This window comes from Pseudomonadota bacterium, assembly GCA_039815145.1.
In the GTDB taxonomy this organism is placed as follows: domain Bacteria; phylum Pseudomonadota; class Gammaproteobacteria; order Steroidobacterales; family JBCBZW01; genus JBCBZW01.
This window is the reverse complement of record JBCBZW010000132.1, coordinates 1-13,788: the sequence shown is the minus strand read 5'-3', so window position 1 is coordinate 13,788 and position 13,788 is coordinate 1. Positions and strand designations below refer to the sequence as shown.

The 13,788-nt window shown below is 68.5% G+C and carries 13 protein-coding genes; 10 read left to right on the top strand and 3 right to left on the bottom strand.

The annotated features are described in order from the left end of the window. Both AAF184_21270 and AAF184_21265 read right to left on the bottom strand, forming a co-directional pair. Positions 1-981, bottom strand: a 981-nt coding sequence (locus tag AAF184_21270; GenBank protein MEO0424881.1) for a malate synthase G, incomplete at its 3' end; no start/stop codon positions are given. Positions 982-1,166: 185 nt separating this feature from the next. Further along, positions 1,167-1,772, bottom strand: a complete 606-nt coding sequence (locus AAF184_21265; GenBank protein MEO0424880.1) for a hypothetical protein — start codon at positions 1,770-1,772, stop codon at positions 1,167-1,169. A 275-nt stretch (positions 1,773-2,047) separates the two neighbouring features. Here AAF184_21265 and AAF184_21260 point away from each other — a divergent pair, with 275 nt between their 5' ends. The 10 genes from AAF184_21260 to AAF184_21215 all read left to right on the top strand — a co-directional run bounded on the left by AAF184_21260 (position 2,048) and on the right by AAF184_21215 (position 12,412). Then, on the top strand, positions 2,048-2,803 hold the full coding sequence (locus tag AAF184_21260; protein ID MEO0424879.1) for a M48 family metalloprotease: 756 nt from the start codon (positions 2,048-2,050) through the stop codon (positions 2,801-2,803). Positions 2,804-2,856: 53 nt separating this feature from the next. Further along, entirely contained in the window at positions 2,857-4,128 is a 1,272-nt protein-coding gene (locus AAF184_21255; protein MEO0424878.1) for a hypothetical protein, read from the top strand. A gap of 108 nt (positions 4,129-4,236) precedes the next feature. Further along, positions 4,237-5,706 carry a hypothetical protein gene (locus tag AAF184_21250; GenBank protein MEO0424877.1) on the top strand — a complete coding sequence of 490 codons (1,470 nt, stop codon included), beginning with the start codon at positions 4,237-4,239 and terminating at the stop codon, positions 5,704-5,706. Then, complete coding sequence (locus AAF184_21245; GenBank protein ID MEO0424876.1) at positions 5,690-7,741, top strand: SUMF1/EgtB/PvdO family nonheme iron enzyme; 2,052 nt, start codon at positions 5,690-5,692, stop codon at positions 7,739-7,741. Before AAF184_21250 ends, AAF184_21245 begins: the two co-directional genes overlap by 17 nt. Before the next feature lie 10 nt (positions 7,742-7,751). After that, positions 7,752-7,892: a hypothetical protein gene (locus tag AAF184_21240; protein ID MEO0424875.1), complete on the top strand. Its 141-nt coding sequence runs from the start codon at positions 7,752-7,754 to the stop codon at positions 7,890-7,892. A gap of 2 nt (positions 7,893-7,894) precedes the next feature. Then, the gene (locus AAF184_21235; protein ID MEO0424874.1) at positions 7,895-8,674 is read left to right on the top strand and encodes a MotA/TolQ/ExbB proton channel family protein; all 780 of its coding nucleotides are present in this window, start codon (positions 7,895-7,897) and stop codon (positions 8,672-8,674) included. After that, on the top strand, positions 8,671-9,732 hold the full coding sequence (locus tag AAF184_21230; GenBank protein MEO0424873.1) for a VWA domain-containing protein: 1,062 nt from the start codon (positions 8,671-8,673) through the stop codon (positions 9,730-9,732). The genes AAF184_21235 and AAF184_21230 overlap by 4 nt, the downstream gene beginning before the upstream one ends. Then, the gene (locus AAF184_21225; protein ID MEO0424872.1) at positions 9,729-10,685 is read left to right on the top strand and encodes a hypothetical protein; all 957 of its coding nucleotides are present in this window, start codon (positions 9,729-9,731) and stop codon (positions 10,683-10,685) included. Before AAF184_21230 ends, AAF184_21225 begins: the two co-directional genes overlap by 4 nt. A gap of 12 nt (positions 10,686-10,697) precedes the next feature. Beyond that, a complete protein-coding gene (locus AAF184_21220; GenBank protein ID MEO0424871.1) occupies positions 10,698-11,345 on the top strand; it encodes a hypothetical protein in 648 nt (215 codons plus the stop codon). Between the two features lie 113 nt (positions 11,346-11,458). Next, a complete protein-coding gene (locus AAF184_21215; GenBank protein MEO0424870.1) occupies positions 11,459-12,412 on the top strand; it encodes a hypothetical protein in 954 nt (317 codons plus the stop codon). Between the two features lie 85 nt (positions 12,413-12,497). Here the strand turns inward: AAF184_21215 and AAF184_21210 are convergent. Continuing rightward, the coding region (locus AAF184_21210) for a penicillin acylase family protein (protein ID MEO0424869.1) at positions 12,498-13,788 on the bottom strand (1,291 nt) is incomplete at its 5' end.

The window sequence follows — 13,788 nt, the reverse complement described above, 5'->3', positions numbered from 1 at the left end:
GTCGCGGTAGTGGCGCGGCGCGGCCAGGCGTCGCTCGTAGGTCTCGCCGCCCTTGCGCACCGTGGCCGTGAGGTCACCGCGCATCAGGCCCAGCCAATGGCGGTAGGCGTGCACCTTGTCCTCAGCATCCACGCAGGCGACGGAATCCTCTAGGTCGAGGATGGTGGTGAGGGCGGCCTCCAGGTGCACGTCGGCGATGCCGGCAGGGTCGTCGCGGCCGATGGGATGGTCGCGATCGATCGTCAGGTGCACGTGCAGACCGTGGTGTCGCAGGAGCACCGCCTCGGGCTGGTCGGCGTCGCCGGCGATCCCCGCGAACTGGTCAGGGTCGGCGAGGCCGGTCTGCGCCCCGTCGGCGAGGCGGATCACCAGCGCGCCGTCGCGCAGTGCGTAGGCCGTGGCGTCGCGATGGCTGCCCTCGCGCAGCGCAAAGGTCTGGTCGAGAAACTCGCGTACGTAGGCGATCACCCGTTGCCCGCGCACGGGGTTGTAGGTGGCGCTGCGTTCGGCGCCGCCGTCCTCGGGCAGGGCGTCGGTGCCGTGGAGGGCGTCGTAGAGCGAGCCCCACCGGGCGTTGGCCGCGTTCAGGGCGTAGCGCGCGTTGGTGATGGGCACGACCAGCTGGGGGGCCGCCACCTCGCCCACCTCGGGGTCGACGCGGTGGGTCGCCAGCGTGAAGGACGGCGGCACCGGCACCCGATAGCCGATCTCCTTCAGCATCTGGGTGTACACGCGGGGATCCGGTTGGCCGGGGTGCTGCTGGTGCCACTGGTCCAGGCGTTCCTGGAGCACGTCACGCGTGGCGAGGAGGTCGCGGTTGCGCGGTGCCAGCTCGGCGATGAGATGCTCGAGGCCGCGCCAGAAGTCCGCGCTGGCGACGCCGGTGCCCGGCAGGGCTTCCTGCTCGATGAAGTCCCGCCACGCGCGGTCGACGGACAGCTGACCGATGGCGACGCGGTCGGTCTCGCTCAGGGAAGTCATGGGATTGCGCTCTCCTCAAGAACTCCAGAGCGCCGGGCGCTCACGAGCCTCTATTGCATCGCAGCAAGGGATAGGAATCAAATCGCCGGAAACCGCCATCGGCGCGGCGAAAGTTTGGAAGGCTGGACACGAAAAAGGGCTCGCAGCTGTGCCACGCGCCCTTCGCGGAAGAGGCTTGAGGCGGCTTAGGCCTGCGCGCGCCGGCGGCGAGCGGCGCCGGTGACCAGCAGCGCGCCGGCGAACAGGGCGAGGGCCGGCGGTACAGGCACGGTGGCGGCGCGAAGCGCGGTGACGCGGAAACCTTCATCGCCCGAGAGGCCGACGATCTGGAAGGCGGTGCCGACGCCGACGCTGCTGACGTCGAGGCTCACCACGTTCACCACATCTTCGGTGAGATCGAACACACCCGCCTGCACGCCGTCGACGAGGATGGCGAAGAACAAGGGCGTGCTGATGTTGATCTCGTCGAACGCGATCAGGCGCTCGAGCGCCACGGGCTGGGAGAAGGTGAACAGCAGCGACTCGCCGGGGCCGATTCGGTTGCCCTCGAAGGCGGGCGTGTTGCCGACGACGCCGAGGCCCGTCTCGCCGTTGATGTGCACGATGCGGGGTTCCTCGCCGGCGAAACCTTCCGCCGTGAGGGTGATCCCACTATCTGTGTAGGTCACCGGTGCGGTGCCCTCGCGATTGCCGAGGCCATCGGCGAAGTTGAATTCCACGGTGGCGGCGTGGGCGGCGGCGGCGCCGAGCAGTGCGGTGGCGGCGGCCAGAGTCGTCAGGTATCGGTTCATGCGAGAAAAGCTCCTACGACGCCCGTCACTGAGCGCCAGGGGTTTTACGAGTTGCGAGCGTCTCGACCCTTATGGGTCGTGGTTATTTTTTGAACACATTGCGGAAAAGCCGCGCGGGGCGCAAGTGTCGCTTTGCAATCGATTTAACGCCTAAATTATTCAACCCTCGGCCACCCTTCGAGAGGCGGCAGATTCCTGGCGACGAGCGGTACACCAAGCGCGCCCTCAGCCGTTGAAACCAAAGTGCCCGCCCGGAAACTTCTCCGAGAGAGCTAATGCGATTACCCAGTCATCAACCCGTCGCCGCTCGCGCGGCCCGCTGCGTCGCCTGCGCGCTGCTGACGCTCGGCTTGCTCGGCGCCACGACGACGGCCTCGGCCGCCGTCGGCGATGCCCTGCGCGCCGCCCTGCTCCTGCAGGCGAGCAGCGACCAGGCGATCGAGCGCCAGGTCGCAGCCCTCGACGCCCAGCTCGGCGTGGCGCCCGTAGGCAGCGAGCTGGACCGGCGCTTGGCCCAGATCGTGACCTACCTGGGCGAGGTCAACGGCTACACGTTGAACTACCGGGTCTACCTCGCGCCCCAGGTCAACGCCGTCGCTTTCCCGAATGGCGAAGTGCGCGTCTTCGCGGGCCTGATGCAACTGCTGGACGACGACGAATTGACCTTCGTCATCGGCCACGAGATCGCCCACGTGGTGAAGGAGCACGGCATGGCATCGATGCGTCGGCAACAGACGCGCAATCTCGCCGGCGTCGCCGCCAGCTTGCTGGGCCTGCCCACGGCCGGCCCCGGCCTCAACACGGGCCTCGGCGCCCTCGAACTTCACTTTGGCCGCAGTGCGGAACTCGAAGCCGACCGCTTCGGTCAGAAGTTGCTGGAAATGCTCGACTTGAACCCAAAGGCCGGCGTTAGTGCACTCACCAAGCTGGCGCAGGCCAACGGCAGCGCAGGGCGTGTGGCCAGCTGGTTCTCCACCCACCCCGACCCGCTCGTGCGCGCGGAAACCCTCGACCAGGCGACCACCCCGTAGGGCGCTGAAGTCACCTATCAACTTTATTACTCTCGACACGAGAGGAGGTAAGCGTGAAGTCCACTGCCCCCCAACACTGGATCCTAGGCCTGCTCCTCACCATCGGCGCCGGCGTGGCGATTGCAGATGTTGTTGGGCCCGCCCGGTCCTCCACCTACGATCCGCAGACCGGCCAGGCGCGCGCGGAACGCACCACCATCGCCACCAACACGCCCCTGAGCGTGGTCATCCCAGTGTTCGACCCCGGCCTCGACGGCGATCCGCCCAAGCCGTACCACAAGGATGAGAAGTGGGATCAGGTGTTCGACGAGATTCGCCGCACGGAGGCGAACCTCATCGCCGTCAACCTGCGCGACGCCCTGCGCGATACGGGCCTGTTCGAGAAGGTGCGCGTGACGCCCTCCGCGCAGGCGATCGGCGAGCTCTACCTGGTCGGCCGCATCATGCGTTCGAACAGCGAGGACTTTCACCTGCAGGTGCAGGTGATGGACATCTCCCAGCGCGAGTGGCTGAACGACATCTATAAGATCCGCGTGGACGAGTCGGACGTCTCGGAGACCGCGCGCCTGCGCAATGTCGACCCCTACGAGGCGCTCTACGCGGAGATCGTCGACGACCTGCTCGCCGCCCTCGCCAAACGCGATGATCGCGACCTACGAGAACTGCAAGGTATCGCCGACATGGTGTTCGCCAGCAGCTACTCCGAGGACACCTTCGGCCGTTACCTCGGCGAGGATCGCGTGCGCGTGCGCACGGGCGAGCGCACCACCCGCATCAGCGTGACCACCCTCGAAGGCCTGCCGGCGGCGGGCGATGAGCAGTACGCGCGTATCGCCGCCATCCGCACCAAGGAGGAGCTGTTCCTCGACGACCTGCAACGCAACTACGACGAGTTCAGCGGCCGCGTGGCCCCGGTGTACGGGGAGTGGCAAACGGACGCCTACCCCTTAGCCGTCGACGCGCGCCAGGAGCGCGCCAAGACGACCCGCCGCAAGGTGTTCGCCGGCCTGCTGGCTGCCGCGGGCGTCGCCGCGGGCTCGGAGTCCACCGACGCGAGGACCATTGCCCTCGCCGGTAGCGCCGCGTTGGCTTACACCGCCTACCGCTCCTCGCGCCAGTACAACGCCCTGCGCGAGTCGCTCTCGGAGCTCGGCGAGTCCGTGGACATCCAGCTCGCGCCCACCAACGTGGAGTTCGAAGGTCGCACGCAGACCCTCGAGGGCAACGCGGCCAAGCAGTACCAGGACATGCGCAACTTCCTGCGCGATGTGTACGCGGAAGAGGCCACGCCCGATCGACCGCTGGTGATCGAAGAGGATCTCTGACGAGACCTCTGCAGATCCCCTAGCGATGCCGATAAGCGCCAGCCTCGAACGGGGCCGGCGCGCGGCGCCCCTCGCCTCAGTCACCCCTTGGGAACGTGAAGCAAGCCCGTGAGCGAAGACCCCCCGAACGACAACAGCAGCGATAACCAGGACCTCGACGCCCTGGCCCTGGCGGGCCGCAAACGGCGGCGGCAGCAGGTGCTGATCGGCGCATCCCTCACGGCCACGCTGGCCGTGGTGGTCGGCGCCTTCCTGTGGGTGGAGGCCACCTTTACACCCGCGGTGGACGCCCAGCGCGCCGTCACCGAAGCACCGGTCGAGATCGCCTGCGGCGAGGACAGCGGGGATGAGTGCTCGCGCCAGGATTTCCTCGACGCCCTGCGCGTCTTCAACTTCGAGGCCCGCCCGGCCCTCGACCGGGTGTCCCTGGACGCGTGGGAGCCGACCCGCGCCGAGGCGATCGACGCCAAGGAACGCGGGGCCCTGGACGCCTTCGACGCGGGCAAGTACCGCGAGGCCACCATCGCCATCACCGAGGCGGTCGAGATCACCGACGAGGCGATCAAGCACGCCCAGCAGACCTACCGCGACGCCCTGCGCAAGGCCGAGCGCGCCTTCGCGGACAACGACGCCCCCCTCGCCAGCCAAGCGATCGAGCGCGCCCTGCTGATCGATCCCGGCTCCGCCGCCGCCCAGGCGCTGGGCGAGCGCATCGCCGTGTTGCCGGCCGTGCTGAACGCCCTCGAGGCGGCGCGCGTGGCCAACGTCGAGAACCGGCCCGACGAGGAGCTGCGCCAGCTGCGCGCCGCCCTCGTGCTCGACCCGGCACGGACCACCCTCAGCGAACGCATCGGGGCGCTGCAGGGCGCCGACACCGCCAACCGCTATCGCGCCGCCGTGGCCGCGGCCGAGGGCGCGCTGGCGCGCGGCGACCTGGATCAGACCCAACGGGCGGTCGATCGCGCTCGCGCCATCGACCCGGGACAAGACCTCAGCCTCCTGCAGCAACGCCTCGACGACGCCCGCGCCCAGCGACGCCTGGACGACGCCCTGGCACGCGCCGCTCGCGCCCGCGACGATGAGGACTGGCCCGTCGCCCTCACCGCCTACGAACAGGCGCTCGCCCTCGACCCCGCCAACGCTGACGCGGTGCGCGGCGCCAAGGACGCGCGCGCCGTGGTCGATGCCCTCGACCGGATCGCGATCTACCTGGAAGACCCCTTGCGTATCGGCTCAGCGCGCGCCGGCGAGGCGGCCCAGCGCCTGGCGAGCGATCTCGCCCCGATCCGCGGCGTGAGCGCCATCCTCGACGGCCAGCTCGACCAGCTCGACGCCTACCTCACCCTGGCCACCCAACCGGTGAAGATCACCCTCATCTCCGATGGCATGACCGAGATCAGCGTGCGCCGCGTCGGTCAGGTCGGCAAGCGCAAGCGCGCCACCATCGAGCTCACCCCCGGCCGCTACGAGGTGGAGGGGCACCGCGCCGGCTATCGCTCCAAGCTCGTGGCCCTCGACGTGAACTTCGGCATCGAACGGATGCAGGTGGAAGTGGTGTGCGATGAACCCGCCGCTTGACGCCGCGCCGACCGGCGACAACCCCCTCGACCTCGCTCTGCGCAAGGCCCGGCGGCAGCGCGCCCAACGCCTGGCGCTCGGATTAGGTGCGATCTTCCTGGCGCTCGCCGCGGTCGCCGTGTTCGCGCTGCTCTCGCGCGGCGTGCGCCTGCTGATCACCCCGCCGGACGCCGCCGCCACGCCCACGGTCACCCTGCGCGACGGCTGGGGCCTCACGGTGGGCGAGCGCGTGTACACCTTCTCCTCGCGCCTGCACGCCATCGTCGAGGCGCCGGGCTTCTTCCCCCAGGAGGTCGCCCTGACGCCGGCGCCGGGCAGCAACTACGTGGAGGTGGCCCTGCGCGAACGCCCCGCGCAGCTCACGCTCTCCAGCGCGCCGGCTGGCGCCGAGGTTCGCTGGCGGCTGAACGGTGAGATTCTCGGCGACGGTGAGACCCTCGAACTCAGCGTCGAGCCGGGTACCCACACGGTGCAGGTGGACAGCCCCTTCCACGCCCTCGCCGAGCAGACCCTCAGCCTTTCACGAGCGGAGGAACGCGCCGTCTCCCTCGACCTCGTCCCCGTGCAGGGCAAGCTCCTGATCAACTCAGAGCCGTCGGGCGCCCAGGTGATCGTCGACGATGAGCTGCTCGGTGAAACCCCGCTCATGGCCCCCGTGCCGGGTGGCGAGTACGTGGTGGCCGTGCGCCGAGACGGCTTCGCCGATGTGGTGGAGCGCGCGCGCGTCACACGCGAGCGCCCCTCGCTCACGCGCAACTACCGCCTCCTACCCAACCCCGGCACCGTCGCCGTGGCAGTGAGCCCCCCCGGCGGCACCCTGCTGATCGACGGCGTGCGCCGCGCCGTCGGCGCCTCGCCCTTCCAGGTGGCCTCGGGCGTGGCCCACACGGTGGTCTACTCCCTGCCGGGCCACGGCACCGAGGCGCAGACCCTGACCCTGGCGCCCGACGAGTCCCGCCGCCTGGACCTTCGCCTAAGCCCACTCTTCGGTGAGGTCGAGATCGTGGCGGACCCGCCCGCCGAGGTGTTCGTCGACGGCCGCGCTGAAGGCGGCACGCCCCTGGTGCTGGACCTCCCCGCCATGGCCCATCGCATCGAGCTGCGGCGCACCGGCTACGCCACGATCACGCGCACGGTCGAACCCACGCCGACGGCGCCCCAACGCATCGACGTCACCCTGCTCACGCAGTCGCAGGCCCTGTCCGCCGCCGCCACACCGCGCTACCGCAGCCTCGGCGGCTTGGAGATGCGCCGCTTCGACCCCGCCGGCACCTTCACCATGGGCGCCCCGGCCACCGAGCGCGGCCAACGCGCCAACGAATACCTGCGCGAGGTGCGGCTCACGCGCCCCTTCTACGTCTCGCGCACGGAGATCAGCAACGCTCAGTTCGCCCAGTTCCGCGGCGGCGGCACCCGCGACAACCGCCCCGTGACCAACGTCACTTGGAGCGAGGCCGCCCGCTTCTGCAACTGGCTCAGCGAACGCGAGGGCTTGCTGCCCGTGTACCGCTTCGCCGGCGCCCGCTACCTCGGCGCCAACCTCGCCGCCGATGGCTATCGCCTGCCCACGGAAGCCGAGTGGGAGTGGTTGGCCCGATCGGCAGGACGACGCCAGGCCGCCCGCTTCACCTGGGGCAGCGAGTACGAAGTGCCCGCCCAGGCCGGCAACTTCGCCGACGAGACCGCCGCCGCCGACAGCACCGTGCGCGGTGAGCTGAAGTTCTACCTCCCCCAGTACACGGACAGCTTCGCCCGCCTCGCGCCGGTCGCGAGCTTCCCCCCGCACCGCTCGGGCCTGCACGATCTCTCGGGCAACGTGCGCGAGTGGGTGCACGACTTCGACGATCTGAACCCGCCCCGCGACGGCGTCGCCCTCGACCCGACTGGCCCCGCCCGCGCCGGCGGCGAGGGCCATGTGATCAAGGGCTCCGGCTGGCGCGACGGCCGCGTCGAGACCCTGCGCGCTGCCCACCGCAGCGCGGGTGGCGAAGCGGCCGACGACCTGGGCTTTCGCATAGCCCGCTACATCTATTGAGGAGAGCGCGATGGCGCCAGCGAGACGACACCGACTGCTCTGGACCGCGATGGCCGCCCTCGGCGTGTTGTCGCTGCTGGCGGTCGGCCATGCGATTGCCCAGAACAGCGTCAGCCTCGACGCCCCGGCCACCCTGCCGGCGGACATCTGACCATGGGCGATAGACAAGCACGCGGTACGGACTGGCGACGCCTGGCGATTTACTTCGGCCTCCTCGTGGGCATCGGCCTGCTGGTGCACCTGCTCTACATCGGCCACATCCGCCCCACCGCCGATGCGCTCATCGATGCCGCCCGCGCGGCCGGCACCTCCGCCCCGCGTTCGCCCTACGTGGTGCTGCGCGATGGCGAACAGGAGATCTGCATCATCCTGTTCCTGTGGAGCTTCGTGCTCACGATCTGGCGCCTGATGGAGCTCTCGGCGCAGTGGGACTACTTCGACGCCCTCGCCACCACCCCCAGCGAGACCCTCGCCCAGTCCGCGGCCGCCGCCAACCACCCGCTGATCAAGGCGGTGACGGACAGCATGACCCTCGGCAAGGGCGGCGACATCCACAAGGCGCGCGAAGCCGCCCACATGCACCTGGAGACCTTCGGTCGCACGCTGGAGGCGAGCAACTCGCTGTTCCGCTACGTGATCTGGGCCGTGCCCTCGATCGGCTTCGTCGGCACGGTGCGCGGTATCGGCTCCGCCCTCGGCGAGGCCGACAAGGCACTGGCCGGCGACATCGCCTCCATGACGGCGAACCTCGGCGTCGCCTTCAACTCCACCCTCGTCGCCCTGGTGCTGAGTCTCGCCCTGATGCTGTTCATGCACGTGCTCGAAGGCACGCAAGACAAGCTCATCATCGACATCGAGGCCGAGTGCGAGGAGCGCATCCGCGCCGCCGCCCGCAAGGCCGATCCCGCCACGGGTGAGGTGGCCGCGGCGTGAACGCCGTGGATCGCATGCGCAACCGACGTCGCGGGGCGGGCTCGTCGCTCTCCTTCCTCGACGTCATGTCCTGCGGACTCGGCGCTGCGATCCTCATCTTCCTCCTGATCAAGCACAACACGGACGCGGGCTCCGTGGAGACGGACCGCCTGCTCGAGCAACTGGAGACCATGGAGCGCCAGACCGAGCAGTTTCGCCAGGAAATTGCGGACATCGCCCGCCTCAACGCAGAGGAGGAGAAGCTAGGTAGCAAGCTACTCACTCAACGAGAACGTTCGCTCGCGGCCCTGGCCGCCCTCGACGTGCGCATGAGCGCCCAACGCGAGGTCAACCAGCAGCTCCAGCGCACGGTACAGGAACGCGAGGAGCAGCTCGCCGAGACGGACGTGATCGAGATCCTCGGCAGCGGCCAGGAAGACTACGTCACCGGCCTGCAGGTGAAGGGCCGGCGCATCGCCATCATGCTCGACCACAGCGCCTCGATGACCGACGAGATGCTCACCGACATCTTCCGCTACAAGGTGGCACCGGCGCAGGAGCGCCAGACCGCACCGAAGTGGCTACGCGCCGTGAAGGCCTCGAAGTGGCTGCTCGCGCGCGCGCCGCAGAGCAGCATGGTGTCCGTGGTGGGCTTCGCCGAATCGGCTGAGGTGCTCGGCCCGGGCAACTGGTTCGCCACCTCGAACGAGGAACAACTGGCGAGCCTCCAGCGCGATCTCGAGGCGCTGGTCCCCACCGGCGCCACCAATCTCGAAGAGGGCCTCGCTGCCCTCGCGGAACTCAAGCCAGCGCCCACCGACGTCTACCTCATCACCGACGGCCTGCCCACGCGGGCCACCACCGGCGGTCGCTGTGCGCGCGGGCCGCGGGTTACGGCGGACTGTCGCGACGCGCTGTTCCGCAACGCCACGAGAGCCGCCCGCGACAAGCTCGGCTCGTTCACCATGAACGTGGTGCTGTTACCCCTGGAAGGGGACTGGAACGCGGGCCCCGCCTACATGGCCTGGAGCGTCGGCAACGGCGGCACGCTCATCAGCCCGCCGGCGAGCTGGCCGTGAACACGCTCCGCCGCGCCCGCAGCCGAGACGTGTTTGGCCTGGCCTTACTGGATGTAGTGTCCTGCGGCTTCGGCGCCATCGTGCTGCTGATCCTGATCTCGCGCACGGGCCTTGTGCCGACGCCGGCACCACGGGTCGACTCCGGCGCCCTCCTCGCCCGCACCTTCGCCCTCGAGGCGCAGCAGCAGCAGCTCGACGACCTCCTCGAGCGCGAACGCCTAAAGCTCGCCGAGTCCCAGGGCAACAACGCCGACGCCCGCCTCGCCCTGCAGCGCCTCGCCGCCACCGAACAGGCACGTTTGGCGGATGCCGATGCGCTGTCCGCATCCACGGACATCCTGAAGCAGCGCGGCGAGAACCTGGAACGCACGATCCAACTCACGCGCAACGACACGGACGAGGAAGACGACGAAGTTGGCGGCATCCCCGTGGACGGCGACTACGTGATCTTCGTGATCGACACCTCCGGCAGCATGCGCCAGATCTGGAGCTGGGTGGTGCGCGAGATGGACTCCCTGCTCACCATCCACCCGCAGGTGAAGGGCTTCCAGATCATGAACGACAACGGCATCTACATGTACCCGGGCCAACGCGGCGGCTGGATCAAGGACACGCGCGGCAACCGCCTGCAGGCCTTCGCCAAGCTCAAGGCCTGGGGCGCGAACTCGAACAGCAACCCCATGCAGGGCATCACCGAGGCGCTTCGCACCTACGGCGCGCAGATGAAGCGCGGCGACAAGGTGTCGATCTACGTGCTCGGCGACGACTACACGGGCCCGTCTTACGAGCGCGACGTGAACCTCGCCGGCCAACTGAACGGCGCCCCGGGCGAACGCCTGGCGCGCATCCACGCCCTCGCTTTCTTCGTCGCCCGCACGGCGCCCAAATTCGCCACCCTGATGCGCGAGATGGCGTATCGCAACGACGGCACCTTCATGGCGCTCACGCGCTGAGGAGCTTTACCCATGAGCATTACCGTGACCCGAGCCTCGCTGATCACCGTCCTTAGCCTCGGCCTTGCCGCCCCACTGGCGCTCGCGCAGGAGGAGGCCTACGAGTGCACGGACGTCGAACCCGAGTTCTACGACCCCGACTACCCCTACACGGAGCAGGAGCTCATCGCCCTGCGCAGCGAGGAACTCGACCGCACGCTCGGCGAGCTCAGCTATTGCCGCGGCAAGGCGGGCGAGGGTGAGGGCAACGGCGGCGGCTCGGGGTCAGGCACCGGCACGGGCAGCGGCGGCAGTGGCGGCGGCAGCGCTGGATCGAGCAGTGGCGGTGGCCCCATCCCGAGCAGCATCACGGGCACGGAGCCGCGCGTCCTGCCCACCTTGAGCACGAGTCGATCACGAGAAGGACGCGAGACCCGGCGGGCGATCGATCAGGAGGAGATCGAACTCGCCACCCCGCCGCCGCCCCGCGATCAGCGCGAGGCGCCCTCACCGGGGGATAGCGGCGCGCCGGCCGAACGCATCCGTCGGGTCGACAACGACGACGCCGTGGCCGCGCAGATTCGCCGGGCCGCGGAAGCGGAGACCGACCCTGCGCGCAAACAGGCCCTGTGGAACGAGTACTACCGCTACACGGGCCGCCGCCCCCCCGACTCCCCCTAGGGCCCATCAACCGCCTGACCGCTACCCGCAGCCGATCGACTACTCCACGAGAAGATTGACTCTTACATAACTCTTGTGCGAGATAGGCTACTCGAACTAGAAGCCTAGGGGGAATGATGTTCCGGTCAGCACTAGCACTTACCCTACTCGCGCCAATCGTCGCCGCAGAGACGATCGTCGTGGATAACACCGACACAAGCAACTTCAGTATCGTAAGCGGCTCATGGGCCCCGAGCGTGGGGAACAGCGGAGTCTCCCCTTTCTTCGGGAGCGACTACCTCCACAACACGAACACGCCTGGGGGTGTTGCCGAGTGGACCCTGAACGTCTCGAGCCCGTCAGATGTCTACACGGTCTCCGCACAATGGGCCTCCCATCCGAACCGGGCCACAAACGCGACATTCACGGTGTTTCACGCGGGCGGCACCTCTCAGATCACCGTAAATCAGCAGCAGCAGGGTGGAGAGTTCATCTCACTGGGTGACTTTGTAGCGCCGACCAAAGTGAGCTTGTCGGACGCAGGCGCGAATGGCTACGTCATCGCCGACGCCGTGCAAGCTGTTCAGCTGGGTCCGCCGCCGCCACCCTACGTAGAGAACGTGACGGTCTCACCCGGATTCGGAATCGATATGTGGACCGTCGCGGCGACATCGTTACGACTGTTTCAGCCACATAGCGCATCCGTGTGTGATTCCTCGGAGTTCTTTGTCTCCGTGTTCACAGACCCCGCCGATGGCATAGACAAGGGCTTCTGCATTGAATCAGTGGCGAGTCCAGCTACCGTCTTCGAGGACGCGCGCTCGCAATGCCTCGATCGAGGCAAGCGCCTTCCAGAGCCTGTAGAGCTAAAGGTCGCTTGCAAGTTGTTCACGCTCACGCCTCATCCGTCGGGACCCACGGAGTGGTCATCGAACTTTCCGACGGTATTCGAGCGTGCGGAGTTCGGGCAAAACGGGACTGTGATTCCCACTCAATCGCCAACCGACTGCGCGGATTCGTTTTGGGGCTGGTTGAGCAACGAGAACGACTTCGAGAGCAACCAGTACGGATTTCGCTGTGTTCGCTGAGACTTCTGGCCAGCTGTAAGAGCTTCGTTTGCTAGATCAGCGGGGACCCGTTTCAAACGGGTTCCCGCTTACTTCTCGGAGTACTCTACTGCCCCGGCCGGTAGCGCCGCTCGATGTGCTCGGCCAACTCGTCCGGCCAGAAGTACACTGGCCGCAGGCGACCCTCCGCGTAGCGCTCGCCCTGATCGTTGAAGTGCGGCGAGGCGGGATCACGCGCCAGGCCACCAGCGGTCACCGCCACCGCCCGCACCCGCTCACCGAACTCCACCACCGCCACGAAGCTATTGCCCCCGGTGCCGTACCAGCGCGCCGTGCCCGGCTTCGGCGCGGCGCCGAAGGACGCCAACGACCCCCAACGGCCGGAGACGAAGCCGACGGGCGTGCTCGGCGCCTCGTCGTCGTAGGGCGGTGAGATGTCCCCCGTGAGGCGCTGGAAGCGGTTGATCTCGCCCCACGGCGTGCGCCAGTCGCCGAAGTCCTCGCTCAGCCGATCGACAGCGCCTTGCAGCGCCGCTAGGTAAGCGTCCGGTTCGAGGGCTTGGGCCATGTAGGCGATCACCTCCTGGCGAGCGGCGCGAGCTTGCGGCCGCGCCTCGCGCATCAGCGGCGTGGCCCAGAAGACGGCCAGGGAGGTGGCTACGGAGTCCGTCGCCCAGCGTCGGTCCCAGGCCTGCAGCTCGGCGATTGGCGCGGCCAGGGCGGCACGGCGCGCATCCTTCGCATCGAGGCCGGCGTAAGCCTTGAAGAGCGGCGGCAGCAGTTGAGCGAAGGCGGGCAAGGCCGGGTCGTAGGCGAGGGTGACCAAGCCTTCCAACGAAAGCTTCTCCACCTGGGACAGGAGGTCCAGGGCGTGTACGCCGCGAGGGTTCTCCGTGCCGATGTCCATGTAGGGCGGGTAGTCGGCGTAGCGCGGACTCGCGCCCGGACCCGCCGCCGAGTAGGGCCAGTTGTTGGTGTTCTGCAGCCAGCCCGTGGGCGGGTTGATCGTGTTCGGACTCTCCTCGATCGAGTGCAGGCCCTGCCAGTCGCTGGCGGGGTCGGCGCCATCCACCGGTAAGCGATAGTCGAGCGCAGGGTTGCGCACGGGCACAAAGTTCGAGTGCAGGTAGGCGATGTTGCCCTCGGCGTCGGCGAACACGGTGTTGTTCGACGAATTCGTGTGCAGGGCCATGATGCCGAGGTAGTCGTCGAGGTGCATGGCCTTCGTGCGCAGGTAGGACTGCATGAGCGCCCGCATGGGTTGTTCCATCAGCGCCACGCTCACCCAACGCCCTTGTTCGCTCCGTACGACGGGGCCGTGGTGCGTGCGGTAGGTGGTGAAGGTGCGCTCGGCCATGCCCTCGCCCGTGCGGTAGGGCACGGTGATCGTGCGCACC

What these genes read in the sequence shown, in the direction of transcription:
- AAF184_21265 (MEO0424880.1), bottom strand. Translation starts at nt 1,772, where the DNA reads ATGAACCGATACCTGACGACTCTGGCCGCCGCCACCGCACTGCTCGGC.
- AAF184_21260 (MEO0424879.1), top strand. Translation starts at nt 2,048, where the DNA reads ATGCGATTACCCAGTCATCAACCCGTCGCCGCTCGCGCGGCCCGCTGC.
- AAF184_21245 (MEO0424876.1), top strand. Translation starts at nt 5,690, where the DNA reads ATGAACCCGCCGCTTGACGCCGCGCCGACCGGCGACAACCCCCTCGAC.
- AAF184_21240 (MEO0424875.1), top strand. Translation starts at nt 7,752, where the DNA reads ATGGCGCCAGCGAGACGACACCGACTGCTCTGGACCGCGATGGCCGCC.
- AAF184_21235 (MEO0424874.1), top strand. Translation starts at nt 7,895, where the DNA reads ATGGGCGATAGACAAGCACGCGGTACGGACTGGCGACGCCTGGCGATT.
- AAF184_21220 (MEO0424871.1), top strand. Translation starts at nt 10,698, where the DNA reads ATGAGCATTACCGTGACCCGAGCCTCGCTGATCACCGTCCTTAGCCTC.
- AAF184_21215 (MEO0424870.1), top strand. Translation starts at nt 11,459, where the DNA reads ATGATGTTCCGGTCAGCACTAGCACTTACCCTACTCGCGCCAATCGTC.